This is a genomic window from Brevundimonas basaltis (genome assembly GCF_014202075.1).
GTDB classification, from domain to species: domain Bacteria; phylum Pseudomonadota; class Alphaproteobacteria; order Caulobacterales; family Caulobacteraceae; genus Brevundimonas; species Brevundimonas basaltis.
Window position 1 is genome coordinate 1 of the sequence record NZ_JACHFZ010000002.1, and the last position, 25,398, is coordinate 25,398.

General features: G+C 70.6%; 27 protein-coding genes and 1 tRNA gene. 16 read left to right on the forward strand and 12 right to left on the reverse strand.

From position 1 onward, the window contains the following. Positions 1-295 precede the first annotated feature (295 nt). Both HNQ67_RS04440 and HNQ67_RS04445 read right to left on the reverse strand, forming a co-directional pair. Positions 296-997 (reverse strand): acylneuraminate cytidylyltransferase family protein, encoded by a 702-nt coding sequence (locus tag HNQ67_RS04440; RefSeq protein ID WP_183252815.1) that lies wholly within the window; start codon positions 995-997, stop codon positions 296-298. Positions 998-1,140: 143 nt separating this feature from the next. Beyond that, positions 1,141-1,326 carry a hypothetical protein gene (locus HNQ67_RS04445; RefSeq protein ID WP_183252816.1) on the reverse strand — a complete coding sequence of 62 codons (186 nt, stop codon included), beginning with the start codon at positions 1,324-1,326 and terminating at the stop codon, positions 1,141-1,143. A gap of 75 nt (positions 1,327-1,401) precedes the next feature. Between HNQ67_RS04445 and argB the strand changes: the two genes are divergently transcribed. From argB to dapD, 3 genes are read left to right on the forward strand one after another with little or no spacing between them, the layout of a single operon-like run. Further along, positions 1,402-2,328, forward strand: a complete 927-nt coding sequence (gene argB / locus HNQ67_RS04450; RefSeq protein ID WP_183253961.1) for an acetylglutamate kinase — start codon at positions 1,402-1,404, stop codon at positions 2,326-2,328. Continuing rightward, on the forward strand, positions 2,325-2,987 hold the full coding sequence (locus tag HNQ67_RS04455) for a pyrimidine 5'-nucleotidase (RefSeq protein ID WP_221247762.1): 663 nt from the start codon (positions 2,325-2,327) through the stop codon (positions 2,985-2,987). Before argB ends, HNQ67_RS04455 begins: the two co-directional genes overlap by 4 nt. After that, positions 2,984-3,856, forward strand: a complete 873-nt coding sequence (gene dapD, locus HNQ67_RS04460; RefSeq protein WP_183252819.1) for a 2,3,4,5-tetrahydropyridine-2,6-dicarboxylate N-succinyltransferase — start codon at positions 2,984-2,986, stop codon at positions 3,854-3,856. Before HNQ67_RS04455 ends, dapD begins: the two co-directional genes overlap by 4 nt. Before the next feature lie 98 nt (positions 3,857-3,954). Here the strand turns inward: dapD and HNQ67_RS04465 are convergent, their stop codons facing one another. Beyond that, the gene (locus tag HNQ67_RS04465) at positions 3,955-5,184 is read right to left on the reverse strand and encodes a PQQ-dependent sugar dehydrogenase (RefSeq protein ID WP_183252821.1); all 1,230 of its coding nucleotides are present in this window, start codon (positions 5,182-5,184) and stop codon (positions 3,955-3,957) included. A 197-nt stretch (positions 5,185-5,381) separates the two neighbouring features. Here HNQ67_RS04465 and HNQ67_RS04470 point away from each other — a divergent pair. Further along, a tRNA-Met gene (locus HNQ67_RS04470) sits at positions 5,382-5,458 on the forward strand. 16 nt (positions 5,459-5,474) lie between these two features. On the opposite strand, the gene HNQ67_RS04475 is transcribed toward HNQ67_RS04470, so the two are convergent. Continuing rightward, complete coding sequence (locus tag HNQ67_RS04475; protein ID WP_183252823.1) at positions 5,475-5,837, reverse strand: hypothetical protein; 363 nt, start codon at positions 5,835-5,837, stop codon at positions 5,475-5,477. Between the two features lie 143 nt (positions 5,838-5,980). Here HNQ67_RS04475 and HNQ67_RS04480 point away from each other — a divergent pair, with 143 nt between their 5' ends. Continuing rightward, on the forward strand, positions 5,981-6,238 hold the full coding sequence (locus tag HNQ67_RS04480; protein WP_183252825.1) for a hypothetical protein: 258 nt from the start codon (positions 5,981-5,983) through the stop codon (positions 6,236-6,238). Here the strand turns inward: HNQ67_RS04480 and HNQ67_RS04485 are convergent. Further along, positions 6,235-6,861, reverse strand: a complete 627-nt coding sequence (locus HNQ67_RS04485) for a TlpA family protein disulfide reductase (RefSeq protein WP_183252827.1) — start codon at positions 6,859-6,861, stop codon at positions 6,235-6,237. The genes HNQ67_RS04480 and HNQ67_RS04485 overlap by 4 nt on opposite strands. A gap of 61 nt (positions 6,862-6,922) precedes the next feature. Here HNQ67_RS04485 and argH point away from each other — a divergent pair, with 61 nt between their 5' ends. From argH to lysA, 3 genes are read left to right on the forward strand one after another with little or no spacing between them, the layout of a single operon-like run. Beyond that, on the forward strand, positions 6,923-8,290 hold the full coding sequence (gene argH, locus HNQ67_RS04490) for an argininosuccinate lyase (protein ID WP_183252829.1): 1,368 nt from the start codon (positions 6,923-6,925) through the stop codon (positions 8,288-8,290). A 10-nt stretch (positions 8,291-8,300) separates the two neighbouring features. Beyond that, positions 8,301-8,540 (forward strand): lipoprotein, encoded by a 240-nt coding sequence (locus HNQ67_RS04495; protein ID WP_183252831.1) that lies wholly within the window; start codon positions 8,301-8,303, stop codon positions 8,538-8,540. A gap of 4 nt (positions 8,541-8,544) precedes the next feature. Further along, positions 8,545-9,822: a diaminopimelate decarboxylase gene (gene lysA / locus HNQ67_RS04500; protein WP_183252833.1), complete on the forward strand. Its 1,278-nt coding sequence runs from the start codon at positions 8,545-8,547 to the stop codon at positions 9,820-9,822. 486 nt (positions 9,823-10,308) lie between these two features. Here lysA and HNQ67_RS04505 read toward each other — a convergent pair whose 3' ends face one another. Together HNQ67_RS04505 and HNQ67_RS04510 are read right to left on the reverse strand one after the other, a co-directional pair. Beyond that, on the reverse strand, positions 10,309-10,839 hold the full coding sequence (locus HNQ67_RS04505; protein ID WP_183252834.1) for a phosphoribosyltransferase: 531 nt from the start codon (positions 10,837-10,839) through the stop codon (positions 10,309-10,311). Further along, the gene (locus HNQ67_RS04510; protein WP_183252836.1) at positions 10,832-11,767 is read right to left on the reverse strand and encodes an MJ0042-type zinc finger domain-containing protein; all 936 of its coding nucleotides are present in this window, start codon (positions 11,765-11,767) and stop codon (positions 10,832-10,834) included. Before HNQ67_RS04510 ends, HNQ67_RS04505 begins: the two co-directional genes overlap by 8 nt. Before the next feature lie 67 nt (positions 11,768-11,834). On the opposite strand from HNQ67_RS04510, the gene HNQ67_RS04515 reads away from it, so the two are divergent. From HNQ67_RS04515 to HNQ67_RS04530, 4 genes are read left to right on the forward strand one after another with little or no spacing between them, the layout of a single operon-like run. Continuing rightward, the gene (locus tag HNQ67_RS04515) at positions 11,835-12,545 is read left to right on the forward strand and encodes a cell division ATP-binding protein FtsE (RefSeq protein ID WP_183252838.1); all 711 of its coding nucleotides are present in this window, start codon (positions 11,835-11,837) and stop codon (positions 12,543-12,545) included. Further along, complete coding sequence (locus HNQ67_RS04520; protein ID WP_183252840.1) at positions 12,542-13,423, forward strand: cell division protein FtsX; 882 nt, start codon at positions 12,542-12,544, stop codon at positions 13,421-13,423. Before HNQ67_RS04515 ends, HNQ67_RS04520 begins: the two co-directional genes overlap by 4 nt. 9 nt (positions 13,424-13,432) lie before the next feature. Further along, positions 13,433-14,065, forward strand: coding sequence for a YdcF family protein (locus tag HNQ67_RS04525; protein ID WP_183252842.1), 633 nt, complete (start codon positions 13,433-13,435; stop codon positions 14,063-14,065). Beyond that, positions 14,066-14,803: a 1-acyl-sn-glycerol-3-phosphate acyltransferase gene (locus tag HNQ67_RS04530; RefSeq protein ID WP_183252844.1), complete on the forward strand. Its 738-nt coding sequence runs from the start codon at positions 14,066-14,068 to the stop codon at positions 14,801-14,803. It begins immediately after the preceding gene. Here HNQ67_RS04530 and pdeM read toward each other — a convergent pair. The 5 genes from pdeM to HNQ67_RS04555 are packed head-to-tail and all read right to left on the reverse strand — an operon-like array spanning position 14,800 to position 19,814. Continuing rightward, the gene (gene pdeM, locus HNQ67_RS04535) at positions 14,800-15,531 is read right to left on the reverse strand and encodes a ligase-associated DNA damage response endonuclease PdeM (RefSeq protein ID WP_183252845.1); all 732 of its coding nucleotides are present in this window, start codon (positions 15,529-15,531) and stop codon (positions 14,800-14,802) included. The two genes, HNQ67_RS04530 and pdeM, sit on opposite strands and share 4 nt — an antisense overlap. Continuing rightward, positions 15,528-18,140 carry a DEAD/DEAH box helicase gene (locus tag HNQ67_RS04540; protein WP_183252847.1) on the reverse strand — a complete coding sequence of 871 codons (2,613 nt, stop codon included), beginning with the start codon at positions 18,138-18,140 and terminating at the stop codon, positions 15,528-15,530. Before HNQ67_RS04540 ends, pdeM begins: the two co-directional genes overlap by 4 nt. 30 nt (positions 18,141-18,170) lie before the next feature. Continuing rightward, positions 18,171-18,977 carry a sulfite exporter TauE/SafE family protein gene (locus HNQ67_RS04545; RefSeq protein WP_425486333.1) on the reverse strand — a complete coding sequence of 269 codons (807 nt, stop codon included), beginning with the start codon at positions 18,975-18,977 and terminating at the stop codon, positions 18,171-18,173. Next, positions 18,953-19,486 (reverse strand): rhodanese-like domain-containing protein, encoded by a 534-nt coding sequence (locus HNQ67_RS04550; protein ID WP_183252849.1) that lies wholly within the window; start codon positions 19,484-19,486, stop codon positions 18,953-18,955. Before HNQ67_RS04550 ends, HNQ67_RS04545 begins: the two co-directional genes overlap by 25 nt. 4 nt (positions 19,487-19,490) lie before the next feature. Continuing rightward, complete coding sequence (locus HNQ67_RS04555) at positions 19,491-19,814, reverse strand: ArsR/SmtB family transcription factor (RefSeq protein WP_183252851.1); 324 nt, start codon at positions 19,812-19,814, stop codon at positions 19,491-19,493. Between the two features lie 74 nt (positions 19,815-19,888). Between HNQ67_RS04555 and HNQ67_RS04560 the strand changes: the two genes are divergently transcribed. Genes HNQ67_RS04560 through HNQ67_RS04575 form a run of 4 tightly spaced genes read left to right on the forward strand, consistent with a single transcriptional unit; the run spans position 19,889 to position 25,397 of the window. Beyond that, positions 19,889-20,752, forward strand: coding sequence for an MBL fold metallo-hydrolase (locus tag HNQ67_RS04560; RefSeq protein WP_183252853.1), 864 nt, complete (start codon positions 19,889-19,891; stop codon positions 20,750-20,752). A 48-nt stretch (positions 20,753-20,800) separates the two neighbouring features. After that, on the forward strand, positions 20,801-23,677 hold the full coding sequence (locus tag HNQ67_RS04565) for an ATP-dependent DNA helicase (RefSeq protein ID WP_343054814.1): 2,877 nt from the start codon (positions 20,801-20,803) through the stop codon (positions 23,675-23,677). Further along, a complete protein-coding gene (locus HNQ67_RS04570; protein ID WP_183252855.1) occupies positions 23,674-24,714 on the forward strand; it encodes a DUF2125 domain-containing protein in 1,041 nt (346 codons plus the stop codon). The genes HNQ67_RS04565 and HNQ67_RS04570 overlap by 4 nt, the downstream gene beginning before the upstream one ends. After that, positions 24,714-25,397, forward strand: a complete 684-nt coding sequence (locus HNQ67_RS04575) for a hypothetical protein (RefSeq protein WP_183252858.1) — start codon at positions 24,714-24,716, stop codon at positions 25,395-25,397. Before HNQ67_RS04570 ends, HNQ67_RS04575 begins: the two co-directional genes overlap by 1 nt. The last annotated feature ends 1 nt before the right edge of the window (position 25,398 follow it).

Below are 25,398 nucleotides of genomic sequence, written 5' to 3' on the forward strand. Positions count from 1 at the left end.
ATCTCAACGCCGATGTTCGTATCGACTTCCGGCATGTGGTAGCCGGCGTCGATCGCGCCGTACCAGCCGTTCGGATCGGCAGACGCAGCGCCGGCCGACAGGGCCAGCGCCCCGGCGGCGCATGACGCCAGAATGATTGTCTTAACGCGCATGGGTGGATGCCCTCCGCAGCCCAGTTGTTGCTCAGCGCGGCGTATGAGCCGCCGCTTAAGTTGTCATAACAGCCCCGCTAGCCCAGGTCGAGACGGAGAACAGCCGAACTGCGACAAGCGTGGCCGCTGGGTTACAGCGGCGCTTAGGAAGGCGTTGTGACGGACCGGATGTCGGCCTTCTCCGGCCTCAGGAGCGACAAGTACGCCTCGCAAACAGCGAACTCCATCGGTGTATCGACATCCCAGCCCCGCTCAACGGGCATATGAAAAGCCCGGGTGTCCCAGGTTTGAAAGGTGCGGTCCCGCATCAGGATATCCGGTCGTCCGACATAGACGGCGCCGTTTACCAGCACTGCTCGTTGATCGACGCCGCCGGGCGCATAACGGCCTTCATCATCGACACGGCCATAAAAACTCGCCGGTTTCGCAACGGGCGACACGCCAATGACCGCCGGAGCGCCGGTTTCGTCGCAAAGGCGGATCGCGCCGTCGATATCCGCAGCGGTGCGCAGCGGCGATGTCGGCTGCAGCAGTACTACATAGTCCCAGCGCCCGCCGACTTCACCAAGGGCGTGCTCAATTGCGTCGATGACCGACGCCTCGTCACCAGAGAGATGATCGGGTCGCACGAAGGGCGGCGGCCAACCCATGGCGGTCGCGGTGGCCACGACCGACGGATCATCCGTCGAGACCACAAGGTGATCGATCAGGTCGGAATCCCGCGCCGCCTCCAGCGTCCACGCCACCATCGGCCGTCCGGCGAGGAGGCGGGTGTTCTTTCCGGGGAGACGGCGTGAGCCGCCCCGGGCCGGCACAATCGCCAGCACCCGGCGATCGCCGATCATGACGTGGACCTCGACGGTCCGATCATAGCCACGAACCGCCGCCGAAAGCGGAGAAATCGAACATGGTTGGGCCTGCCGCGCTGTGGAGCGGAGAGCGTAACATTGCGGCCTGAAACGACAAGCGCGTGCCGTCTTTATGCCCTTCAACCGCCGCCGGTGCGATTGGTCGGCTTTCCGGTTCCCTCGCAGACCGGGCAGGTCTCGCCTGTGGCCACGACGCCGGCTCCGAGGCACTCCGGGCACAGGGCCGGGTCTGGATGCTGGAGCGATGAACGGTCCGCCGGATCCGAGGGCGTCAGGTCCCGATCGTCGATGTCGTGTTCGTTCATCCACCCGGAACGGGCGCGCGACGCTCCGGTTTCATGATGACACGGCCCGGGCTTGGCATTACGGACCCGCTGGTGATGGACGAGACTGAACGGCAATCCGAAGATCGCGGCTGGGACACGGCGAAGACTCTCGCCGAGGCCCTGCCCTATATCCAGATCTACGACCGCAAGACCGTGGTCATCAAATACGGCGGCCACGCCATGGGCGAGAGCGCCGTGGCGAAACAGTTCGCCGCCGATGTCGTCCTGCTCAAGCTGATGGGGGTGAATCCGGTCGTGGTCCACGGCGGCGGACCGCAGATCAGCGCCATGCTGGACAAGGCCGGGGTGAAAACCAGCTTCGTCGACGGGCTGCGGGTCACCGACGCCGACACCATGCAGGTGGCCGAGATGGTCCTGTCCGGCGCGGTCAACAAGGAGATCGCCCACTGGATCACCATGGCCGGGCGCGAAGCCGATGTGCGCGGCATCGGCCTGTCCGGCAAGGACGCCGGACTGATGACCGTTGAGAAGACCCGCCGCACCAAGCGCGACCCCGACAGCATGATCGAGCATGAGGTCGATCTCGGCTTCGTCGGCGAACCGACCCGGGTGGACCCGAAGCTGGTCGTCCGGCTGCTGGAGTCGGACGCCGACTGGGTGCCGGTGATCGCGCCAATCGGGGTGGCCGAGGACGGCCAGACCTTCAATGTCAACGCCGACACGGTGGCGGGCGCGCTGGCCGGGTCCCTCAGCGCCAAGCGGATGCTGCTGCTCACCGACGTCGCCGGGGTCAAGGGCGCGGACGGCGAGATCATCCGCCAGATGACTGTCGGCGAAGCCTCGAAATTGATCGAGGACGGCGTCGCCACAGGCGGCATGATTCCCAAGCTTCAGACCGCTATGGCCGCGGTCCGGGACGGCGTGGAGGCGGTGGTCATCCTCGACGGGCGGCGGCCGCACGCCATGCTGGTCGAGCTGTTCACCGAACACGGCGCCGGCACGCTGGTGAAGGCGTCTTGATCGATCTGTCCCATGTCACGGCCTGGGTGTTCGACATGGACGACACCCTTTACCCGCGCGACCAGGGCCTGATGTCGCTGGTCCAGGCGCGGATCAACGCCTACGTCGTCGAGGCGGTCGGGCTGGATCCGGACTCGGCGAGCGTCCTGCAGCGGCAGTTTCTCGACGAGCACGGGACGACCCTCGCCGGCCTGATGGCCAACTACACCATCGAGCCGGAGCATTTTCTGCACGACGTCCACGATGTGCCGATGGACGGGCTGGAACCGAGTCCGGCGTTGCGGGAGCAGTTGCTGCGTTTGCCCGGCCGGCGCTTTGTCTTCACCAACGGCGCGCGGGAATACGCCGGCAGGGTGCTGGACCGGCTGGGCGTGACCGACTGTTTCGACGGGGTGTTCGCCATCGAGGACGCCGACCTTACGCCCAAGCCCGCGCCGTCGACGTTCCGGCGCATGCTGGAGAGATTCAACTTCGAGCCCCGGTCGGCGGCCTTCTTCGAGGACACCCCGCGCAACCTCGAGCCGGCCAAGGCTCTGGGTATGGCCACCGTCCTGATCGGGGACGGCCACGGCAAGCCCTTGGGCGACCACATCGACCACATCGCTCCCGACCTGCTCGATTTCCTGACCGAGCTGACTTTCAAGGATGTCGCCGCATGACCGCCACCGCCCCTGAAGACCGGACGCACCTGGAAGCCGTTATCGAGGCCGCCTGGGAGGATCGCGCCAATATCGGCGTCTCAACGCATGGCGAGGTCCGCAAGGCTGTGGAGCAAGCCCTTGACCTGCTGGACTCCGGCGAGGCCCGTGTGGCCTCGCGCGGCGCCGACGGGGTCTGGATCACGCACCAATGGCTGAAGAAGGCCGTGCTGCTGTCCTTCCGGCTGAATGACAATGCCCTCGTCCGGGGCGGCGACCGCGGCGCGGCCAGCCACGCGCCGGGCGTCGGCCCGTGGTGGGACAAGGTCCCCAACAAGTTCGGCGACTGGACCGCCAACCATTATCAGGACGCGGGCTTCCGATCGGTCCCGGGCGCGATCGTCCGCCAAGGAGCCTTCATCGGCCGCAATGTCGTGCTGATGCCCAGCTTCGTAAACATCGGTGCCTATGTGGACGAGGGGTCCATGGTCGACGCCTGGGCCACGGTCGGCAGCTGCGCCCAGATCGGCAAGAATGTGCACCTGTCCGGCGGGGCCGGCATCGGCGGGGTGCTGGAGCCCCTGCAGGCCAATCCGACGATCATCGAGGACGGCTGTTTCATCGGGGCCCGGGCTGAGGTCGCCGAGGGCGTCATCGTCCGCGAAGGCGCCGTGCTGGCCATGGGGGTCTATCTGTCGGGCTCGACGAAGATCATCGATCGGGCGACCGGCGAGGTCTTCCGCGGCGAGGTGCCAGCCTATTCGGTGGTGGTGCCTGGTTCGCTGCCCGACCCCAACGGAGGGCCGTCGCTGTATTGCGCCGTCATCGTCAAACGGGTGGACGCGCAGACGCGGGCCAAGACCGGCGTTAACGAGCTGCTGCGCGACTGACTCGACCCGATACATTTCGATCGAGACAAGCAAGACACGGCCGCCCTCGACAAACGCGACAGGGGCGATAAAGGCGACATCCGACCGCGGCCGGAAATTTACTCCGCCTTCGCCAGCCGCACCAGCTTGCCGTTGGTCTCGTCGGTGATGGCCCAGACCGCGCCGTCGGGGCCGACCGCGATGTCGCGGACCCGTTCGCCGAGATCGGTCAGCAGACGCTCCTCACCGATGACGCGGCCGTTGTCGAGCACCAGCCGGGCGATGTGTTTCTCCTTCAGCGCCGCGACCAGCAGGTTGCCGCGCCAGCCGGGGAACATGGCTCCGTCGTAGATGGTCATGCCGCCGGGCGCGATGACCGGATCCCAGTAGTAGACCGGCTGTTCGACGCCTTCGCGGGCGGTGATCCCGTTACTGACCGGGGCGCCGCTATATTCGACCCCGTAGGTCACCTCAGGCCAGCCGTAGTTGGCCCCGCGTTGCGCGAGGTTGACCTCGTCGCCGCCACGGGGGCCGTGCTCCACCGTCCAGACGCCGCCGTCGGGAGCGATGGCGATTCCCTGGACGTTGCGGTGGCCCAGCGACCAGATTTCCGGTCGGGCGCCGTCGCGACCGACGAAGGGGTTGTCTCGCGGTACGGAACCGTCCGCATTGATGCGGATGGTCTTGCCCAGATGGGAGCCGAGGTCCTGCGCCTGCTGCCGGATCGGGCGATCCGACCGCTCTCCGAGGGTGATGAACAGATGGCCGGCGTCATCGAAGGCCAAAGACGAACCGTAATGCTTGTCGCCGTCGTAGGTCGGCATGGCGCGGAAGACGACCTCGACGTCCTCGACCAGGCTTCCGTCCTGCGAGAGGCGTGCTCGCGCCACCGCCGTGCCGTTGCCGCCCTCGCGGGGCTCGGCATAGCTCCAGTAGATCCGACGATCTTCGGCGAAATCCGGGCCGACGATCACGTCGAGTAAACCGCCCTGTCCGCGGGCGTCGACGGTCGGCAGACCGGCGAGGGGTTCGCCCACCGCGCCCCCGGGGGTGATGATCCGCATCCGGCCGGGACGCTCGGTGACCAGCCAGCGCCCATCGGGCAGCAGGGCCAGGCCCCAGGGCTCCACCAGGCCGGACGCCAGCACGGTGTGCGCGAGGGCTGCCTGCGTGCGGACGCCGGGAGCCCGGGTCTGGCCGGGGAAGATCGGTTGCTGGTCGGGCGCATTGGCCCGGCCCGTCGGCAGCGGCGCACCGTCCTGGGCGGCCGTCTGCCCCTGTCCGTTGGCGCCGCAGGCGGCCGCGAGCGCGAGTACGAAAACGGAGGCGGCGAGAGCGTGCGGGCGCATGGCGAATCCTTGACGGGGTGCTGGCGACGAAACGACACCGGGAGCCTTGGCTTTCCTGGCGACAGGCGCAAGGAGCAAAGAGCCGCACCGCAGCCCAAGGACGACTTGAATCGGTCCCCGCCTGCCTCTATAGGCACGCCTCTTCCGGCGGACAGACCAGTTCCCGCCGGGGCTCGAGAGACGTGATCGTCGATTGGGGCTGGGTAGCTCAGCTGGTTAGAGCGGTGGATTCATAACCCACAGGTCGGCGGTTCGAGCCCGCCTCCAGCCACCATCTCTCTTCCGGATGATCAGCGGGAACGGCAGGTCTGCCGGATACGGAGCGCCATCTGCCGTTCGCCGGCCGCATTGGCCATGGCCCGCGCTTCGCGGCATTTGCCTTCGTTGATCAGCGCCTGCACGCGGTTCGCGAGTTCGACCCGCTCAGCGCCATACTCAGCCTCGGCCTCTTCGGTCGTCATCGCGTTCGCCCGACGCATCGCTTCACTCTCGAACCGCCAGGATTCCTGCCCCGCGGTCATCCGCCCGATCGGCCCACCGCTCGCTTGCTGAGCGCTCGTCGGACCGCCTCCGCCGCCGGGCACCTGGGCGATGACCGGCGGCGCCAGAAGCGCTGCGGCCAGAGTGATTACGAGGGAGGTTCTTGCGCGCATCGGACGCTCCTTGGTTATGCACGACCCGCTGCAGCAGGATACCACCGCTTCGCGATATCGCCAGCGGCAACCGCTGTCTGGCCTCCCGCGTTCAACCGCCAAGGTTCAGCGCTGAAAGGGGACATCTCATGCACATCCGATTCATGGCCGTAGCCGCAGCGGCGGCTCTCGCGCTCGCCGTCGCGGGCTGCACCGAGGCCGAGCAGGACGACGCCCAGGCCGACGCCAACGCCGCCGGATCAGAGCTTCAGGAAGAGGCCCGTCAGATCGGATCCGCCCTCAAGGCTGGCGCGAAAGAGGTCGCGCAGGAGATCGACGAGAGCACCGACCGGCTCGCCGAGGAGGCCGAGGAACAGAAGGCCGAGACCGCGGCCGACGCCCGGGGCGAGGATGGTCGCTAGGCGGCCGGTTCGGCCAGCAGGGCGTCGACAAGCGCTCGCGCCTCGGGGCTGGCCCAGTCGGCCTCGCCCGAGAAGTGGGCGCGGATGCGGCCCTGACGGTCGAGCAGGACGGTCTGGGGCATCTTGCCCTCACCGGGAAGTTCGAAGGGCAGCCGGAAGGTCATGTCGCTGTACAGCGGCAGGGGCTCGTGCACGTCGATGAAGCTGCGGGCGTCGGCCAGCCCGTCCTCGGTGGCGTCGACGTTTATCGGCAGCACCACCAGCCGGTCGTCCGGATAGGCCTCGTCGAGGCGAGCCAAGGTCGGCATCTCGGTGCGGCAGGGCGCGCACCACATGGCCCACAGATTGACCACCACGACCTTGCCGCGGAAATCGGCGAAGCGGGCCTCGGCCCCGTCGCGGGTCCTGAAGACGTAATCCGGGGCCATCGGCGTGGCGGCGGGGGTCTCCAGCCGGGTCAGCGAGCCCCGGGCGAAGCGGGCGAGGTCGCTCTTCGCCGGCGGCTCAGGCGCTGCGGCTTTGAAGAAGGCGTCGCGATTGGCGTATAGCAGCCCGGCGCCCGCGATCACGCCGACCGCCAGCGCCGCCGCGACCGCCATCCCTGCCGCCTTCGAGCCCTTCATGACACAACCTTCCCAACCCGGCCCCGCAGTTAAGCCTTCCCCGGGCGCGGAAGGTCAAGACATGTGGGGCGGACGTTTCTCGGCGCGGCCGGCTGACATCATGCAGGCGATCAACGTGTCGATCGGCGTCGATCGGCGGCTGTGGGCCCAGGATCTGGCCGGGTCGCGGGCTCATTGCCGGATGCTGGCGCAGCAGGGAATCGTGTCGCAGGCAGACGCCGAGGCCATTCTGCGAGGACTGGACGCCATCGAGGCCGAAATCCGCGATGGGAGCTTCCCGTTCCGCGACCAGTTCGAGGACATCCACATGAATGTGGAGGCCCGGCTGGCGGAGTTGATCGGGGAACCCTCGGGGCGGCTGCACACAGCGCGGAGCCGGAACGACCAGGTGGCGACCGATTTCCGCCTGTGGGTGCGGGACGCCTGTGACGCGGCGGTCGATCAACTTCAGGGACTGCAGCGCATCCTGCTGACGCGGGCGGAGCAGCACGCCGGGGACCTGATGCCCGGCTTCACCCATCTGCAGCCGGCCCAGCCAGTCACATTCGGCCACCATCTGATGGCCTATGTCGAGATGTTCGGGCGTGACGCGGGGCGGTTCGCCGACGCCCGGGCACGGATGAACGAGAGCCCGCTGGGAGCGGCGGCTCTGGCGGGATCGCCTTTTCCGATCGACCGGCGGATGACGGCGTCCGAGCTTGGTTTCGACCGGCCCATGGGCAATTCGCTGGATGCGGTGTCGGACAGGGACTTTGCGCTGGAGAGCCTGGCCGCCGCTTCGATCTGCGCCGGACACCTGTCGCGGCTGGCCGAGGAGATCGTGGTGTGGATGACGCCGCAGTTCGGCTTCGTCGTCCTGCCGGACGACCTGACCACCGGTTCGTCGATCATGCCGCAGAAACGCAATCCGGACGCGGCGGAGCTGGTGCGGGCCAAGACAGGCCGGATCATGGGCTCGCTGGTCGCCCTGTCGACGGTGATGAAGGGCCTGCCGCTGGCCTATTCGAAGGACATGCAGGAGGACAAGCCGCCGGTGTTCGAGGCCTTCGACGCCCTGGCGCTGGCGCTGGGCGCGATGACCGCGATGGTCTCGGCCCTGAAACCGGACACAGACAAGATGGCCGCGGCCGCCGGCTCCGGGTTTTCGACGGCGACCGATCTGGCCGACTGGCTGGTGCGGGAGTTGAACCTGCCGTTCCGCAAGGCGCACCATGTGACGGGCGCGGCGGTGAAGCGGGCCGAGGCGCTGGTCGTGGATTTGGCGCAACTGCCGCTGGCCGAACTGCAATCGCTTGAGGCGGGCGTGACGGAAGCGGTTTACAAGGTGCTGACGCCCGAGGCCTCCTGCGCCAGCCGCCAGAGCTTCGGGGGCACGGCGCCGGAACAGGTCCGGGCGCGCATCGCCGAATGGAAGACGCGTCTCGCGTAGAGGGATTGGCATGAAGAAACTCGTTCTGACGGGCGTCGCCGCCCTGATCGCGGTCTCCGTTTCGGGTTGCGGCCGCATGGCCGATCTGGACGCGCCTCCGGCCAAGCGCACCGAGCGCAGCCTGCCGTCGGGCGAGGGCCGAAAGGGTCCGGTGGAGCCCGCGACCGTCTACCGCCCGCCCAGCCAGGCGCCGATCGACGGCGGACCCAGTTCGAACCCCTACGGCGGTTCGGGTACGAACCCCCGCTAGAGCCTTGCACCATTTCGACCGGATCGACGGCGCCCTCCATGCCGAGACCGTGCCGCTGGAAACGCTCGCCGGGGCCGTGGGCACGCCGGCCTATGTCTATTCGACGGCGACGCTGACCCGGCACTACGGCCTGTTCCGCGAGGCGGTGGACACCCATCGCGGGTCGCTGGGCGACGCCCTGATTGCCTTTGCGGTGAAGGCCAATTCCAATCTGTCGGTGCTGGCGACCCTGGCCCGGCTGGGCTGCGGGGCCGATACGGTGTCGGAGGGGGAGATCCGGCGGGCGCTGAAGGCGGGGGTGTCCGGCCAGCGCATCGTCTTCTCGGGCGTGGGCAAGACGGACGCGGAGCTGGCCTTCGCCCTCGAGGCCCGCGTGCGCCAGATCAATGTCGAGAGCGCGGTGGAGCTGGACCGGCTGATCGCGGTGGCGGCGGCGAAAGGCGCGGCGCCCGAGATCGCCATCCGGGTCAATCCGAAAATCGGGGCCGGCGGCCACGCGCGGATCACCACCGGCGGGGCGACCGACAAGTTCGGCGTGCCGGCCGAGGAGGCCCCGGCGCTGTACGCCCGCGCCGCCGCCTCGCCGCATGTGACGCCGGTCGGGCTGGCCTGTCACATCGGCAGCCAGATCACCACGCTGGAGCCGCTGGAGGGGGCGTTCCGGGCGCTGCGGGAGATGACGCTGGCGCTGCGGGCCGGGGGACTGGCGGTCAGCCGGCTGGACCTCGGCGGCGGGCTGGGCGTGCCCTACCACGGCCAGACCGACCTGCCGTCGATCGCGGACTATGTCGGCATGGCGGCCCGGGTGCTGGACGGGCTCGAGGTCGAGGCGGCGTTCGAGCCGGGACGGCTGCTGGCGGCCAACGCCGGGGTGCTGCTGAGCCGGGTCATCCAGGTCAACGCCCGCAGCGACGGCCGGACCTTCCTGGTGCTGGACGCGGGCATGAACGACCTGATGCGGCCGGCGCTGTACGACGCCTTCCACGATGTGGTCGCAGTGCGCGAGCGGCCGGGCGAGGTCGGGGCTTACGACCTTGTCGGGCCGATCTGTGAATCGACCGACGTGTTCGCGCGGGAGCGGCGGCTGCCCCCGCTGGAGGCGGGCGATCTGGTCGCCTTCATGGGCGCGGGCGCCTATGGGGCGGTGCTGGCCAGCGAGTACAATTCGCGGCCGCTGGTCCCGGAGGTGCTGGTCGACGGCGATCGCTGGGCGGTGGTGCGGTCGCGGCCGTCGTATGACGAGATGTGGAGCCGCGAGCCGAAGGCGGACTGGCTGGGCTGAGGCCGGTTCCACCCGGGTGAAATCCGAAAAAACGGTGTGGCGGAGTCGGCAAAGTCGGCGCCGGAATTCCGTATGGCAGAGTCGGCAGAGTCTCATCGGCGCGCCTGGGGCGGTGCGGCGGGGATGCGATTGTCAAAGACCGGCGGGCAGGCGGACGACGCATTATGCGCCCGCCGGCTTATTCGGATGGAAGATTGATTTCAGATTCGACCAAGCGGCTGAAAAGGCTGCGGAACGTCTCCACAATCCGACTATGTTTTCGCGGATTGTAGGCACAGCGTCACACCTACTTTCGTCATCCCGGGAGCGAGCGCAGCGAGACCCCGGGACCCAGCGGCGCCGGAGGCGATCTGTTCAGGTAGGGCGGTGGCGAGCAGCCGCGCTCTCGACGACTTCGCGCTCCCGCGCGCCGCTGGGTCCCGGGGTCTGCGCGGCTGCGCCGCTTGCCCCGGGATGACGAAAGGAAGGGGCCCGCCCCGCCCGGTCCTAGTCCAGCGCGCAGATGTCCGGCAGTCCCCGCAGGGCGCCGGCGTGGTCGAGGCCGTAGCCGACGAGGAAGCGGTTGGGGGCGTCCCAGCCGACGAAGTCGGGTTCGGGGGCGCGGGGCAGCGGCCAGGGCTTGCGGGCGAAGACGCAGGTGAGGACGCGGGCGGCGCCGCCCTCTTTGGCGATCCGCACCGCCTCGGCCAGCGACAGGCCGGTGTCGAAGACGTCGTCGAGGATCAGCACCGTCTTGCCGGCGACGGGCCGCTGAAACGGGGCGTAGACGTCGATCCGGCCCCGGCTTTCCTTCTCGTCGCCGTAGGAGGCCAGCCACAGGGCATCGAAGCGGACGTTGCGGCCGAGGCGCGACAGGGCCCGGGTCAGGTCGGCGGCGAACCACAGACCGCCGGTGAGCAGGACGGCGGCGACCGTCTCGTCATCCGTGACGGGGGCGATGCGCGCGGCCAGATCGGCGACGATGCGGGCGACCTCGGATTCGGGCAGCAGGACGATGGGGGTCGGGGTGTCAGCCATGCGAGGCGGATACCGCCCCGGAGCCGGGCGAGTCGACAGGCAATGGCACCGCGTCGATCGGCTGCATGTCCAGCACCGTGGCCGGATCGGGCAGCAGGGCCGGGCGCAGGCCGGCCTCGGAGACGGGAGCGGCCGTCTTGACCGGCGCGGCGGGAGCGGCGTCCGCGGTGGGGAGCGGGCGATGGACCGTGGGCGGGGCGGGGCGGGCGGCGGCGCGGACCGGCGCGGCCTGATCGAGCACGAAGTCGACCCCGACGCCCTGGCCTTTGCCGCCGGGGTCGGGAATCATGGCGGCGAAGCCCTGGACCTTGCCCGGCAGGACCGGGGCGGCGTCGATACGGACGACGGCATAGCCTATCTCGGCGCCGTGGGCGTCCAGCAGGGCGACGCGGACCGGCGGGGCGATGCGCTCCTCGTCGCGGACGTTGCGCAGGGCGCCGGAGATCAGCACCTTGCCGGGGTCATTGGGCGCGGCGCGGGCCGACACCGCTTCGAACTCCAGCCCGGTCGGGTTCACGGTGAGGCCGACGGCGGCGTAGGCGGCGGCGGTGCGGGGCGCCAGCTCCACCACCTCGACCCGGAACAGCCAGGCGGCGGTGAGCAGGGCGGCGAAGCCGGAGGCGATGCCGGCCCAGACCACGCCGTGGGCGGCGGCGCGGCGCAGGCGACGCTGGTGTTCGGCGCGGGCGCGGAAGGCCCGGGGCAGTTCGGGGGCCGAGGTCTCGGCCAGCGAGTCCGGCGCCGGCTCCTCGTGACGCGCGGGGGCGGCGGCGACGCCGGGCGGGGCGGCGGACAGCTCCAGCGGCTCTTCCAGCGTGGCGCGCCAGGTGTGTTTGCAGGTCTTGCAGCGCACGGTGCGACCGCCGGGGCCGATCGCCTCGTCGGGGGTGAAATAGCTGGTGGCGCAGGACGGACAGGTCAGTATCATGTGTGCTGACTGAGAGGCGTTTCGCCCCCTCCTGTCGCGGCATAAGCCGCGTCCTGACCCAAAATAGATGCCCGTTCAGCCCCGCCGCGCCGCCTTGACCGACTCCGCGACCGAGACCGTCCGCCTCTCGGGCGTCAGCTTCGGCTATGCGGACGGCCCGGACGTGCTTCGGGACGTTAACCTCATATTGCCCGCGGGCTCTTTCCACTTCCTTACCGGGCCGTCGGGGGCGGGGAAGTCCACGCTGTTGAAATTGCTGACCCTCGCCCGGCGTCCGACGGCGGGGGCGCTGGCGCTGTTCGGCGAGGCGGCGGGGGAGGCGCCGCGGGCGGCCTTGCCCGTTTTCAGGCGGCGGATGGGGGTCGTGTTCCAGGACTTCCGGCTGCTGGATCATCTGTCGGCCTTCGACAATGTCGCCCTGCCGCTGCGCCTGGCGGGCGTCAGGCGGGAGAGCTGGGCGGAGGACGTGGAGGAGATGCTGGACTGGGTCGGGCTGGGCGAGCGGATGAACGACCGGCCGCCGACCCTGTCGGGCGGCGAAAAGCAACGGCTGGCCATCGCCCGGGCGGTGGTGACGCGGCCCGAACTGATCCTCGCCGACGAACCGACCGGCAGCGTCGACGCGGCCATGGGCGAGCGGTTGCTGAAACTGTTCCAGTCGCTGAACCGGCTGGGGACGACGGTGCTGATCGCCAGCCATGACGAGGCGCTGGCGGCGGCCTCGGGGGCGACGGCGCTGCGGCTCGAGGGCGGACGGCTGCTGGGCGGCGGAACATGATCGGGCGCTGGATCCCGCGCCGGGCGCCGATCCTGCCGCGCGACGGCGGCGGCGAGCCGTGGCTGGCGGCCGTGATCGCGGTGCTGTGCTTCCTCGCCTGTCTGTCGGCGGTCGGGGCGGTGGCGGCGGACCGGGCGGCGCACGGCTGGGTCCGGCAGCTGCGCGCCGAGGCGACAGTGCAGGTCCGGCCGCGCGTCAACGAGACGGGCTCCGAGGCGGCCGCCCGGGCGGCGCAGACGCTGGCGGGCGTGACCGGGGTCGACGAGGCGGAGGCCATGGACCGCAAGACGGCCGAGGCCCTGCTGCGGCCGTGGGTCGGAGACGCCGTCCTGCCCGATCTGCCCCTGCCCCATCTGGTCACCGTGCGGCTCGACCCGGAGGCGCCGGCCAGTCCGGTCAGCCTGAGCCGGGCCCTGGCCGAGGCCGGCGTCGACGCCACGGTGGACGATCACAGCCTGTGGCGCGGCGAGGTCGAGCGGTCGGCGGCCCTGATCACCCTCCTCGCCCTGACCGCTTTCCTGCTGACGGCGGGCGGGGCCGGGGCGGCCATCGTCTATGCGACCCAGGCGGGGATGGCGGCGCAGCGGACGGTGATCGAGACGCTGAGCCTGAACGGGGCCTCGGACGGACGCATCGCCGGCCTCTATCAGACCCGCTACGCCCTGCTGGCGGCCGGCGCGGGGGCGGCCGGGGCGGTCGTCGCCATGGGGCTGGTCGCGGGCGCGCGGTTCCTCGGCGGCGCGGACGGCGTGACGCCCGCCCTGCCGGTGACCTGGGGCGACGTGCTGATGCTCTCGCCATGTCCGCTGCTGGCCGCTACGGTGGCGCTTGTCGCGGCGCGGATCACAGCGCTGGCGCGACTGAGGGGCGGTCGCTAGGTTAACGCCATGAAGTTTCTGACCTTCATCGCCATAATCGTCGTGATCTGGGGGGTCGGCCTGTTCGCCTTCGCCGACCGGGTGCGCGGCTATACGCCGGCCGCCGAGCCGGCGCGAGCGGACGCCATCGTGGCCCTGACCGGGCCGTCGGCCGAGCGCGTCAACGCGGCAATCCGCCTGCTGGAGCAGGACAAGGGCCAGCGGGTGCTGATCTCGGGCGTCAATCGCGAGGTGCGGCGCCAGGAGCTGCGCGCCCTGACGCCGGGTTCGAACCGGCTGTTCAACTGCTGCGTCGATCTCGGCTTCGAGGCCGAAGACACCATCGGCAACGCCCAGGAGATCGCCGCCTGGGCCGACGCCAAGGGCTATGACAGCCTGATCGTGGTGACCTCGGATTATCACATGCCGCGCGCCCTGACCGAGATCCGGGCGGCGGCGCCTGGGGTGGAGCTGACGCCCTATGCGGTCGAGACGCCGTCGCTGGACGACGCGGGCTGGTGGCGGGCGGCGGCAGCGGCGCGGCGGATGACGCTGGAATACATGAAATATCTGGCGGCGCTCGGCCGGGCGCTGGTCGGCGGCGGCGCCTATGAGACACCGGCGGCAGAGGCCGGGGAACCGGTCGCCAAGAAGGCCGCCTGAGTGACCACGATCCGTTCGCTCGTCTTCGTGCTGTGGCTCTATCTGTCGATGGTGCTGTTCGCCGTCGGCCTGTCGCCGGCGTTGTTGCTGCCGCATCGCTACGCCATGGGGGTGATCCGGGGCTGGTCCCGGTTTGTGCTGTTCGGCCTGCGCTGGATCGCGGGGGTGAAGGTCGAGTTCCGGGGGCTGGAGCACCGGCCGACCGGCGCCGCCCTGATCGCCGGCAAGCACCAGAGCATGCTGGACGTGATCGCGCCGTTCGCGGTGCTGCCGGACAACTGTTTCATCATGAAGAAGGAGCTGCGGCCCCTGCCGTTCTTCGGCTGGTTCGCGTGGAAGACCGGGATGATCGCGGTCGACCGCTCGGCGCACTCCAAGGCGCTGAAGGACATGGTCAAACAGGCGCGCGGCCGGTTCGCCGAGGGGCGGCAGATCCTGATCTTTCCGGAGGGGACGCGGGCGGCCGTAGGCGCGCCGGCGGACTACAAGCCGGGCATCGCGGCGCTGTACCGGGATCTGGACTGTCCGTGCGTGCCGATGGCGACCAATTCGGGCGTGCATTGGCCGGCGCACGGGTTCCGGCGCTATCCGGGGACGGTGGTCTATGAGTTCCTGCCGGCGATCCCGGGGGGGCTGAAGCGGGCGGAATTCATGGGGGAACTGGAGGCGCGGATCGAGGGGGCGTCGGGAGCGATGCTTGCGGCGGAGAAGCGGTCCGCTCTCACTGGATCGGGCTAGCCCAGCCTCTCCCACGCCAGCGCGTGGACCTTGTCGCGGCCCAGCGCCGCGGCCAGCGGCGGCTCAGCGAACAGGCCGGCGATGGCGGGGTCTCTCACATCCAGCCCGCCGGTGAAGGCGCCGAAGGCGGGGAGGACGGCGCGGCGGCCGTCGGTGACGAAGGCGGGGCGGCGGACGCCGCGGCCGTGGGCGGCGACGCGGGCGGCGGGGTGGAGGTGGCCGGCGATCTCGCCGGGGCGCTCGCCCGGCTGGGGCTCGTGGATCAGGCGCAGGGCGCCGAGGGAGAGGGTTTCGACCACCTCGCCGGGAAGGGCGTCGACGCTGTCCGCGAGGGCGGCGATGTCGTGGTTGCCTTCGAGCCAGATCCAGTCGCGGCCGGCGGCGAGCCGGTGCAGGCGGGCGGCGTCGTCGGGGGCCATGCGGGCGACGGATTTCGAGTCGTGGAAGCTGTCGCCGAGCAGGATGACGGTCGCGGGGCGCAGGGCCTCGATCTCGGCCTCGAGCCGGTCGAGTGTGGCGCGGCTGTCGTAGGGGGGCAGCATCTGCCCGCGGGCGGCGAAGGCCGAGCCCTTCTCCAGATGCAGGTCGGCGGCGATCAGAGTGCGGTGATTCAACACCCACAGAGCGCCGGAACAGCGCAGCACGCAGGGCTCGCCCTCAATGGAGACGCGCAGGCCGCCGCTGGGGCAGCGGGCGGGGGACAGGGCCTGTCTGAGGGCTGCGTTCATTGGGCCGCCTCGGCCGAGGGTTCGCCCATGACCTCGGCGATCAGGTCGGCCTCGTCGAAGCCATAGGCGCTGGCGTCGAGGATCATCTCGGCCGCCTGGCCGCCGCCGACGCGCTCGCGGCCGATCTGGACGAGGACGGGGACGCAGAAGGGCGAGGGGCGCTCCAGATGCATGTGCCGGATGTGGCCCTGGATGCGCTGGAGCAGCTGGCCGAGGCGGGCGACGTCGAGCAGGCCGGCGGCGGCGTCGGCGCGGGCGGTCTTGAGCAGCAGATGGTCGGGCTGATGGCGGCGGAGCACGTCGTAGATCAGGTCGGTCGAGAAGGTCACCTGCCGGCCGGTCTTCTCATTCCCCGGCTGGCGCTTCTCGATCAAGCCGGAGATCAGGGCGCAATTGCGGAAGGTGCGCTTCATCATGAAGCTCTCCTCCAGCCAGCTCTCGAGGTCGTCGCCGAGCATGTCGGGCTCGAACAGGGCGTCGAGGTCGAGGCCGTCCATGGGCTTGATCGACCAGATGGCCAGCGAATAGTCGGTGACGACGAAGCCGAGCGGGCCGACGCCGAGCCGGTCGAGGCGGCGGGTCAGCAGCATGCACAGGGTGCCGTGGGCCAGACCGCCGGCGAACGGATAGGCGACGAGGAAGTGGCGGCTGCCGCGCGGGAAGGTCTCGACCAGCAGGGTCTCCGCGTCGGGGATGGCGGATTTCTCTTCCTGCAGCTCCAGCCACTCCTGCACATCGGGGGGCAGGACGCGCCAGTGGTCACGGTCCTCGATCATGGCGCGGACGCGGTCGGCGAGGGAGGTCGACATGGGGAATTTCGAGCCGCCCCATGAGGGGATCTTGGGGTCCTTGTCCTGGGCGTGGGTGACCAGCGCGTCCATGCCGGCGATGGCCTGGAAGGCCCAAACCTGGCCGGCGAAGATGAAGGTGTCGCCGGGGACCATGGGCTCGAAATAGCTCTCCTCGGCCTCGCCGACCTTGCGGCCGCCGATCAGGCGCTGGCCCCGGCGCGAGGCGACGCGGACGTTGAGGGTCGCCGCCGTAACGATGGCGCCGACGTTCATGCGGTGGCGCTGGGCGGTCCGGGCGTCGCGCACCTTCCATTTGCCGTCGCGGGTGCGGACGATGCGGGCGAAGCGCTCGTAGGTGCGCAGGGCGTAGCCGCCGGTGGCGACCAGATCGACGACTTCCTCGAACTGCTCGTACGTCAAGCCGCGATAGGGGCCGCAGGCGGACACCTCCGCATACAGATCGTCCATGGCAAACGGCTCGGAACAGGCGCAGCCCATGACGTGCTGGGCCAGGGTGTCGAGGGTGCCGGTGTGGACCGGCTCCCAGTCAAAGGCGTTCTCGGCCACCGCCTCGCGCGCGGCCTGGCATTCCAGCATCTCGAAGCGGCTGGCGGGGACCATCAGGGCGCGGCTGGGTTCGTCGAGGCGGTGGTTGGCGCGACCGATGCGCTGGACCAGACGGCTGGCCCCCTTGGGGGCGGCCAGCTGGATGACGAGATCGACGTCGCCCCAGTCGATGCCGAGATCGAGCGTCGAGGTGCAGACCACGGCGCGCAGATCGCCGCGCGCCATGGCCGCCTCGACCTTGCGGCGCTGTTCGGCGGCCAGCGAGCCGTGATGCAGGGCGATGGGCAGGTCGTCGTCGTTGATGGCCCAGAGCTGCTGGAAGACGAATTCGGCCTGCCAGCGGGTGTTGACGAAGATCAGGGTCATGCCGGCGCGGCGGATCGCGTCGTAGACCTCGGGGATGGCGTGCCGGCCCGTGTGGCCCGCCCATGGAACGTGGCCCTCGGAGACGAGGACGTCGATGACGGGCGGGGCGCCGGGGTCGCCGCGGATGATGGTTACCGGGTCTCCCCCCACCGGGAGGAGGGGACCATGCGTAGCATGGTGAGGGGGGAGTGTGCGGCCGGCCCCCTCCACCGCTTCGCGGTCCCCCTCCCCCGTGTGGGGAGGATTTCCGGGCGCCAACCACGAGGCGATCATGTCCGGGTCGTCCACCGTCGCCGACAGCGCCACCCGCCGCATCGCCGGCGCGAACGTCTGCAATCGGCCCAGCCCGAGGTTCAGCAGGTCGCCGCGCTTGCCGCTCCAGATGGCGTGGACCTCGTCGAGGACGACGCATTGCAGGTCAGCGAAATAACTGCGGGCGCCGTCCCAGGCGCAGAACAGGGCCAGCTGTTCCGGGGTGGTCAGCAGGATGTCGGGCGGGAAGTCGCGCTGACGCTGGCGTTTCGACTGTTTGGTGTCGCCGGTGCGGCTCTCGACGTGGATGTTGAGCCCGATCTCGCGGATCGGGATCATCAGATTGCGTTCGACGTCGGTAGTCAGGGCCTTGAGCGGGGACAGGTAGAGGGTGTGGACACCGGAGCCGGGTCCGGTGGCGGGCTTCGGCCCCCGCTCGGCCAGTTCGATCAGGCTGGGCAGGAAGCCGGCCAGGGTCTTGCCGCCGCCCGTCGGGGCGACCAGCAGGGCGTGCGCGCCGGCCTGGGCCGCCGCGATCATTTCCAGCTGGTGCCGTCGAGGCGCCCAGCCGCGCGAGGCGAACCAGTCGGCGAAGAGAGGCGGAAGCGTTGCGGGAACGGTGGGCGGCGTCACATCGCGCCTATAGCATGTTCCCGTTCCGTTTCACCCACCCAGCGCGCGGACGGCGACGTAGACCGCGACGAGGATGATCAGGCCGGCGAACAGGCGTCGGCCGAGGGCGGCCCTGTCCCCCAGGGCGCGTGCGATAGGCAGTCCCAGCGCGGTTCCGAAGACGCCGCCGACGACCATGGCGACCACGACGGGCCAGTCGACCAGACCGGAAACCGCATAGTTGGCCGAGGTTGAGGCGCCGAACACCGCCACGCTGAGCAGGGACGAGGCCTGGGCATGCAGCAGGGTCATGCCGGTGGACGCCATCAATCCCGGCACGATGAGGAAGCCGCCGCCGATGCCGAAGAAGCCGGCGGCGAAGCCCGCGCCGAGCCCCATCGGGGCCAGCCGCAGGGTGAGGCGGCGGTCAAGACGGACCGCGGCGTCTCCCTCGCTGCGCGGCTTGCGCAGCATGGACAGGGCGATCAGCACCATGGCGAGGGCGAAGAACAGCAGCAGGCTCTGACCGTCCACCCGTTTGGCGAGGGTCGAGCCGGCCAGGGCGCCCAGCACGCCCGTCGCGGCGAACAGGCTCGCGCATGGCCATTTGACCCGTCCGGCGCGGGCATGGCCGGTCAGTCCCGTGATGGCGTTCAGCGCCACCCCCGCGGCCGAGGTGCCGATGGCCACGTGGGGATCGCTGACGCCGACGAAATAGAGCAGCAGCGGGGCGGCCAGCACCGACCCGCCGCCGCCGAAGACGGCCAGAAACAGGCCCACCACGGCGCCGCTGAGAGCGGCCGCGCCCAAGGTCCACAGCGCCGGGTCCACGTTCAGGCGGCCCGCAGCCGGTTCCACGGCATGACGGCGAGCATCCGCGCCATGCCGCAGAAGCCGCTGATTCCCGCGAAGAGCAGGCCGGCGCCGACGAAGCCGGACAGGGCGACGAAGGCCGGATGCACCAGCCAGGCCAGCAGGGCGCCGAGCAGCGCCAGGCCGCCGGCGGCGATCTGGACCTGACGCATCAATTCCAGCGGCGCCTTGCGGTCGACGGTGACGGGCTGTTCGGCCGCCTTCCAGCCGTTGAGGCCGCCCTCCAGCACATAGGCGGCCCCGTCGATGCGGGCGGCCAGGCGCTCGCAATGGGCGCCCGTGCGCGCGCCGCTGCGGCACATGAAGACGACATCGCGCCCGGCTTCGATGCCGAGATTTGCCTGCTCGAAGGTCGAAAGGGGCGCGGATACGGCGCCGGGCAGATGTTCGCGGGCGAACTCGTCCGGCTCGCGGATGTCGACGAGCACGGCGCGGCCGGTGTTGAGGCGATCAGCGACGTCGCGCGGCGACAGGGGGGTGAGAACGGCGGTCATAGGCTTACTCCGGGGAGGGGGAACAGTAGATTTCGGCGAGGGTGGCGATCACGCGGACCGCGGCCGGATCAGCGATGCGGTAGAAGACGGCCTGGCCCTCGCGCCGCGCGGCGACGAGGCCTTCCTCGCGCAGCAGGGCCAGATGCTGGGACAGGGCGGACTGCGACAGGCCGACCAGCGGCCGCAGCGCCCCGACCTGAAGCTCCCGGTCGCCGAGCTGGCACAGGATCATCAGCCGTTTTTCATTGGACAGGGCCTTGAGCAGGGCCGCCGCGCGAGTGGCGCTGGCCTCGAACCGGGCGAAGTCGATGGAGTTCAGGTCGATCATGGGTCGGAATATATGCAGACTTGCTAATTTAGCAATACCTAATATGTTGTCCGCCACAGCCACGGAGGCACAACATGCAACCGACCATCCAGGCCTTCTTCGACAAGGCCACCAACACCATCAGCTATCTGGTCAGCGATCCTGACTCGAGCGACGCCGCGATCATCGATCCTGTGCTGGACTACGATCCGGCGTCCGCCTGCACTTCAACCGCCAGCGCGGACGACATGCTGGCGGCTGCGGCGGCGCAGGGTCTGCGCGTGATCCGGGTCCTTGAGACCCACGCTCACGCAGACCATCTGTCCGCGGCGCACTACATCCGCGAACAGACCGGCGCGGCCATCGGCATCGGCGGGCGCATCACCGAGGTGCAGAAGGTCTTCGGCCCGCTGTTCGACGCCACGGACGTAACCGACGATGGCGCGGTGTTCGACCATCTGTTCGCCGACGGCGAGCATTTCGCTATCGGCGAATTGGAGGTGGAGGTGATCCACACGCCCGGCCACACGCCCGCCTGTGTGAGTTATCACATCGGCGACGCGGTGTTTGTCGGCGACACCCTGTTCATGCCCGACTACGGCACCGCCCGGGCCGACTTCCCCGGCGGCGACGCGGCGACCCTGTACCGCTCGATCCAGCGCATCCTGGCGCTGCCGGACGAGACGCGACTGTTCGTCGGCCACGACTATCTGCCGGAAACCGGCCGCACCGACTTCGCCTGGGAAACGACCGTGGGTGAGGAGCGCCGCGCCAACATCCATGTCGGCGGCGGAGTCAGCGAGGCGGACTTCGTCGCCCGCCGCAATGCGCGCGACACGGTGCTCGGCAAGCCGAAGCTGATCCTGCCTTCGCTACAGGTGAACATCCGCGCCGGGGACCTGCCGCCGGTCGAGCCCTCGGGCAAGCGGTTCCTGAAGCTTCCGGTCAACGCGCTGTGAGCTGATGTTCCCGTTCCGTTTCGCGACGGGACCGGCTATCTAACGCGGGTGACTGTCTCCACCCTCACCGCCTCCCCTGCCCTGACCGGCGCCGAGCCGTGGCTCGTGCTGCCGGCGGCGCTGGCCGTGCCGCCGGGCGCGGGGGCGATCTGCGATGAGGCGGGCGCGCGGAAGATCGGGCGGGGCGCTGCCGAGGGGGCCTTCACCACGGGGCCGGTGCTGGTGGCCCACGCCAGCCTGACGGCGCGGCGGCTGGGGATCGCCCCGCCGGCGCGGTCGACCGACCTGCTGGACGTACTGGAGCTGTTCGCCTTCGTGCGGCCGGCGCGGTTCTGCGCCCCGTCGCCGAGCGGCTTGGCCCTGGCCATGGGCCAGGCCGAGCCGAGGGGCGCGGAGGCCCAGGCCGAGGCGTTGCGGCGGGCGGCGGACGGCCTGCTGAGGGAGTTGGCCGAGCCGACCTACCCCGATCGCGAGGCCGCCTTCACCCTGGCGGAGACACTGGCCCGCGCCGGATGGGCATGGGGCTGGCGGGTGCTGGGCGCCCTTCAGCATCAGCCGGTGCGGGAAAGACAGCATCGCGGGAGCGGGCTGGACGCCTGGTCGCGGCTGGCGGAGTGGGAGGACGAGGCCCCGCGCGGCGAGGCCGGCTCGGCCCCGGTCGACTCCGAGAGCGCCCGCATCCGGCTGGACAAGCTGTTGCAGGCCTCGGGGCTGGACGAGACCCGGCCGACCCAGTCCGACTACGCCGCCGAAGCCGCCTTCGCCTTCTCGCCCCGCGACGAGGAGGGGCGGCCGCGCATGCTGCTGGCCGAGGCGGGGACCGGCACGGGCAAGACGCTGGGCTATCTGGCCCCGGCGTCGCTGTGGGCCGAGCGCAACCAGGGGGCGGCCTGGGTCTCGACCTACACCCGCGCCCTGCAGCGTCAGATCGATCGCGAGAGCGCGGCGCTGTGGCCCGACCCGGCCGAACGCAAACGCAAGACCGTGGTCCGCAAGGGACGCGAGAACTACCTCTGCCTGTTGAACCTGCAGGACATGGTGCAGGCGGCGCAGCTGGGCAACGGCGACCTGATCGGCATGGCCCTGGCCAGCCGCTGGGCGATGCACTCGCGCGACGGCGACATGACCGGCGGGGACTATCCGGGCTGGCTGCCCGGGCTGTTCGCGGTCGGGCCCAGCCATCAGGCCAGCGCGGCCAATCTGGTCGACCGCCGCGGCGAATGCGTCCACGCCGCCTGCCCCCACTACCGCACCTGTTTTGTCGAGAAGACGATCCGCGCCAGCCGCCGAGCCGATCTGGTGGTGGCCAATCATGCGCTGGTGATGACCCAGGCGGCGTTCGACGGGGCGCGGTCGGCGCGGGGGTTGAAGCAGGACGGCGAGACGGCGGCGCTGAAGCGGATCGTGTTCGACGAGGGGCACCACCTGTTCGACGCCGCCGACAGCGCCTTTTCGGCGTGTCTCTCCGGGCAGGAGGCGGCCGAGCTGCGGCGCTGGATCCGGGGGCCGGAGGGGAGAGGGCGGCGCGGGCGCGGGCTGGAGCAGCGGCTGGGCGACCTGTGCGCCGATAGCGAGGCCGCGACGAACGCGTTGCAGGATGCGGTGCGGGCGGCGGCGCAGCTGCCGGGTGAAGGCGTGTCCGGGCGGATCGCGCCGGCCTCGGGCGAGGTCAATCCGGTGGGGCCGATCGAACGGTTTCTGCTGGCGGGACTGGAGCAGCTCCGTGCACGGACGAGCGAGAACGCGGCCGGGTCGGGGGTCGAGTTCGGCATGGAATGCGCGCTCAGGCCGGTGACCGATCCGGTGCTGGAGACGGCGCGGGAGGCGGCGCAGGCGCTGGCGGCGGTCGAGGCGCCGCTGCTGGCCCTCGCCCGGCACCTGGAGGACATCCTCGACGACGAGGCGGCGGAGCTGGACGGGTCGCAGCGGTCGCGGATCGAGGGAGCGTTGCGCGGGCTGGACCGGCGGGCGCGGATGACCCTGCCCGGCTGGCGGTCGATGCTGGCGGCGCTGGAGGTTGCGTCGGACGAGCCGGACCCGGACTTCGTCGACTGGCTGTCGGCCGAGGCGGCGTTCGGGCGGATCATGGACGTGGCCCTGCGGCGGCACTGGATCGACCCGACGGTGCCGCTGGAGGCGGCGGTGATCGTGCCCGCCCACGGCGTGCTGGTGACCAGCGCCACCCTGTCCGATCCGAACTCGGACGATCCGTTCGACATGGCCCGGCTGCGCACCGGCGCGGCGCGGCTGATCGAGCCGGCGCGGACGCTGAAGGTCGAAAGCCCGTTCGACTATGCGGCCAACGCCCGGGTCATCGTCGTCAACGACCTGGTCAAGGACGACGCGCGCCAGACCGCGGCGGCGATGCGCGAGCTGTTCCTGGCGGCGGGCGGCGGGGGTCTGGGCCTGTTCACCGCCATCCGGCGGCTGAAGGCGGTCTATGAGCGACTGGGGCCGGATCTGGCGAAACACGGCATCCCGCTCTACGCCCAGCATGTCGATCCGCTGGAGGTGGGGGCGCTGGTCGATGTGTTTCGCGCCGAGCAGGACAGCTGCCTGCTGGGCACCGATGCGGTGCGGGACGGGGTCGATGTGCCGGGGCGGTCGCTGCGCATCCTCGCCTTCGACCGGGCGCCGTGGCCGCGCCCGGACCTTCTGCACAAGGCGCGGCGGGCGCGGTTCGGCGGCGAGGGCGCGGGCGGCAGAAATTTCGACGACGCCCTGACCAGAGCCCGGATCGCACAGGCTTTCGGACGCCTGATCCGCCGGGCCGACGACAAGGGGGTGTTCGTGATGCTCGACGCCGCCACCCCCACCCGGCTGTTCGGCAGCCTGCCGCCGGGGACCGAGGTGCAAAGGATGGGTCTGGCGGAAGCCGTCGAGCAGGTTGGTGCGTTCCTGTCTTCTGATAAGGAGCGCCCATGAACGACACCCCTGCCCGTCACTCCCGCCGCGGCCTCGTCATTCCGTTCGCGATCGTGGGCGTCCTGCTCGCCGCCTGGACCGGATGGTGGTTCTGGCTGGCGGGCGAGGTCGAGACCCGGCTGACGGCCCAGGTCGAGGCCCTGAGGGGTGAGGGCTGGCAGGTGTCGCACGAGCCGGTCACGGTCGGCGGCTGGCCGTTCCGGACCCGGGTCGCCTTCCCAGCCGCCGACATCGTGGCCCCGTCGGGCCATGGCGTCGCCGCCGCCAGACTGGTGGCCGAGGCCAGCGCGTGGAATCCCGGCCATTGGGTGATCCTGGCGCCGGACGGCCTGGTCATGACCCGCGCCGGCAAGGGACAGGTGGCGGTCGAGGGCGAGGCGCTGCGGATGAGCATCAGCCATTTGCGCGACCGGTTTCCTGACCTCCGGGTCGAACTGGCGCGGCCGACCTTCACGCCCGTGGCCGGAGCCGACCCCTTCCCCCTCGCCTCGGCGGAACGGGTCGAGCTCTATGCGCGGCCCCATCTGACCGACGGCGAAGCGGCGACGGACGAGATGGACGTGCTGTTCCGGCTGACAGACGGACGGGGACGGGCCGGCGGTCCGGTGGAGGGCGCGACCCGCGAGGGCCGGCTGTCGGCCGAGGTCGAGGCGACGATCGAACAGGCCAGCCGGCTGCGTGGGGTCGACAGCGCCGGGGTGTTCGCCCACTGGACGGAAGCCGGGGGCCGCTTCACGGCGATCAAGGGTCGGCTGCAGGCCGGCGACAGCAGCGCCAGCCTGTCCAGCGACGCCCTGTGGGCCCGCGAGGACGGACGGCTGGAGGGTCGGCTGGCGCTGACCGCCGAACGTCCGGGCGAGGCCATCGCCGGCCTGGCGGGGTCGCGCTCGGGGGCCGTGAACCGGGTCGGAGCGGCCGGCGCCGCGGCCGCCGCCGGCGTCCAGGGCGACCGCCCGATGGATCTGGTGCTGATCTTCAACGACGGCCGCACCTGGCTGGGGCCGTTCGCGCTCGCGCCCGCGCCGAAGCTGTTCTGATGCTGAACACCCCCGAGCCCGACGCCGAGCGGCAGGCGCTGGACCGCGCGGTGGCTGAGGCCGTGCGAGCGCGTCTCGCCGCCGGTCCCCACCCGACGCCCGAGATCGAGGCGATCGCCCTGCGCCGCGCCCTTCAGGGTTTGTCGCCCCCGGCGACGGCGGCCGTCCGCTGCCTTCTGGGCCGGCTTGATTCGGCGAGCGGCCCGGCTCTGACTGTCTGGGGTCCCGCCAGCCAGGTGTTGGCCTCGGACCGGTTCGGATTGACGGCGCGGATCGCCGGGACCCCCGAAGCGGCCTTGATCGCAGCCCGCAACGGCGGGCGAGCGCTCATGGACCTGACGGGCGCCTCCGGCTGGTGGGGGCGGTTGCTGGCCGAGCCGCGTCTGCGGGTGGTCGGGGCCCTGCCGGACCACGGCCACGGCCTGCCCCGGGCCGTGCTGGTCCAGCCCGTCGATCCGGGGCCGACCGGCGACGATCGCACCTTCTGGGTCACCGACAGTCCGTGGACGGACGCCCGTATCGTCCAGCGCCTCGGCGAAGGCGGCCTCGCCGCCGACCCGCTCATCGCCGCAGGCGGCTTGAAGCTGTTCGTGCTCGCGGGCTATGTGCAGCCGGACGACGGGCGGCTGAACGGCGCGCCCGGAGATCTGAGCGGCGTCATCGGCGCCGCCCCTGTATTCTGAA

Coding starts and splice junctions, on each gene's coding strand:
- HNQ67_RS04440 (WP_183252815.1), bottom strand. CDS start 997: ATGATCGGCGATCGCCGGGTGCTGGCGATTGTGCCGGCCCGGGGCGGC.
- HNQ67_RS04445 (WP_183252816.1), bottom strand. CDS start 1,326: ATGAACGAACACGACATCGACGATCGGGACCTGACGCCCTCGGATCCG.
- argB (WP_183253961.1), top strand. CDS start 1,402: ATGGACGAGACTGAACGGCAATCCGAAGATCGCGGCTGGGACACGGCG.
- dapD (WP_183252819.1), top strand. CDS start 2,984: ATGACCGCCACCGCCCCTGAAGACCGGACGCACCTGGAAGCCGTTATC.
- HNQ67_RS04465 (WP_183252821.1), bottom strand. CDS start 5,184: ATGCGCCCGCACGCTCTCGCCGCCTCCGTTTTCGTACTCGCGCTCGCG.
- HNQ67_RS04475 (WP_183252823.1), bottom strand. CDS start 5,837: ATGCGCGCAAGAACCTCCCTCGTAATCACTCTGGCCGCAGCGCTTCTG.
- HNQ67_RS04480 (WP_183252825.1), top strand. CDS start 5,981: ATGGCCGTAGCCGCAGCGGCGGCTCTCGCGCTCGCCGTCGCGGGCTGC.
- HNQ67_RS04485 (WP_183252827.1), bottom strand. CDS start 6,861: ATGAAGGGCTCGAAGGCGGCAGGGATGGCGGTCGCGGCGGCGCTGGCG.
- argH (WP_183252829.1), top strand. CDS start 6,923: ATGTGGGGCGGACGTTTCTCGGCGCGGCCGGCTGACATCATGCAGGCG.
- HNQ67_RS04495 (WP_183252831.1), top strand. CDS start 8,301: ATGAAGAAACTCGTTCTGACGGGCGTCGCCGCCCTGATCGCGGTCTCC.
- HNQ67_RS04505 (WP_183252834.1), bottom strand. CDS start 10,839: ATGGCTGACACCCCGACCCCCATCGTCCTGCTGCCCGAATCCGAGGTC.
- HNQ67_RS04510 (WP_183252836.1), bottom strand. CDS start 11,767: ATGATACTGACCTGTCCGTCCTGCGCCACCAGCTATTTCACCCCCGAC.
- HNQ67_RS04515 (WP_183252838.1), top strand. CDS start 11,835: ATGCCCGTTCAGCCCCGCCGCGCCGCCTTGACCGACTCCGCGACCGAG.
- HNQ67_RS04520 (WP_183252840.1), top strand. CDS start 12,542: ATGATCGGGCGCTGGATCCCGCGCCGGGCGCCGATCCTGCCGCGCGAC.
- HNQ67_RS04525 (WP_183252842.1), top strand. CDS start 13,433: ATGAAGTTTCTGACCTTCATCGCCATAATCGTCGTGATCTGGGGGGTC.
- pdeM (WP_183252845.1), bottom strand. CDS start 15,531: ATGAACGCAGCCCTCAGACAGGCCCTGTCCCCCGCCCGCTGCCCCAGC.
- HNQ67_RS04550 (WP_183252849.1), bottom strand. CDS start 19,486: ATGACCGCCGTTCTCACCCCCCTGTCGCCGCGCGACGTCGCTGATCGC.
- HNQ67_RS04555 (WP_183252851.1), bottom strand. CDS start 19,814: ATGATCGACCTGAACTCCATCGACTTCGCCCGGTTCGAGGCCAGCGCC.
- HNQ67_RS04560 (WP_183252853.1), top strand. CDS start 19,889: ATGCAACCGACCATCCAGGCCTTCTTCGACAAGGCCACCAACACCATC.
- HNQ67_RS04570 (WP_183252855.1), top strand. CDS start 23,674: ATGAACGACACCCCTGCCCGTCACTCCCGCCGCGGCCTCGTCATTCCG.
- HNQ67_RS04575 (WP_183252858.1), top strand. CDS start 24,714: ATGCTGAACACCCCCGAGCCCGACGCCGAGCGGCAGGCGCTGGACCGC.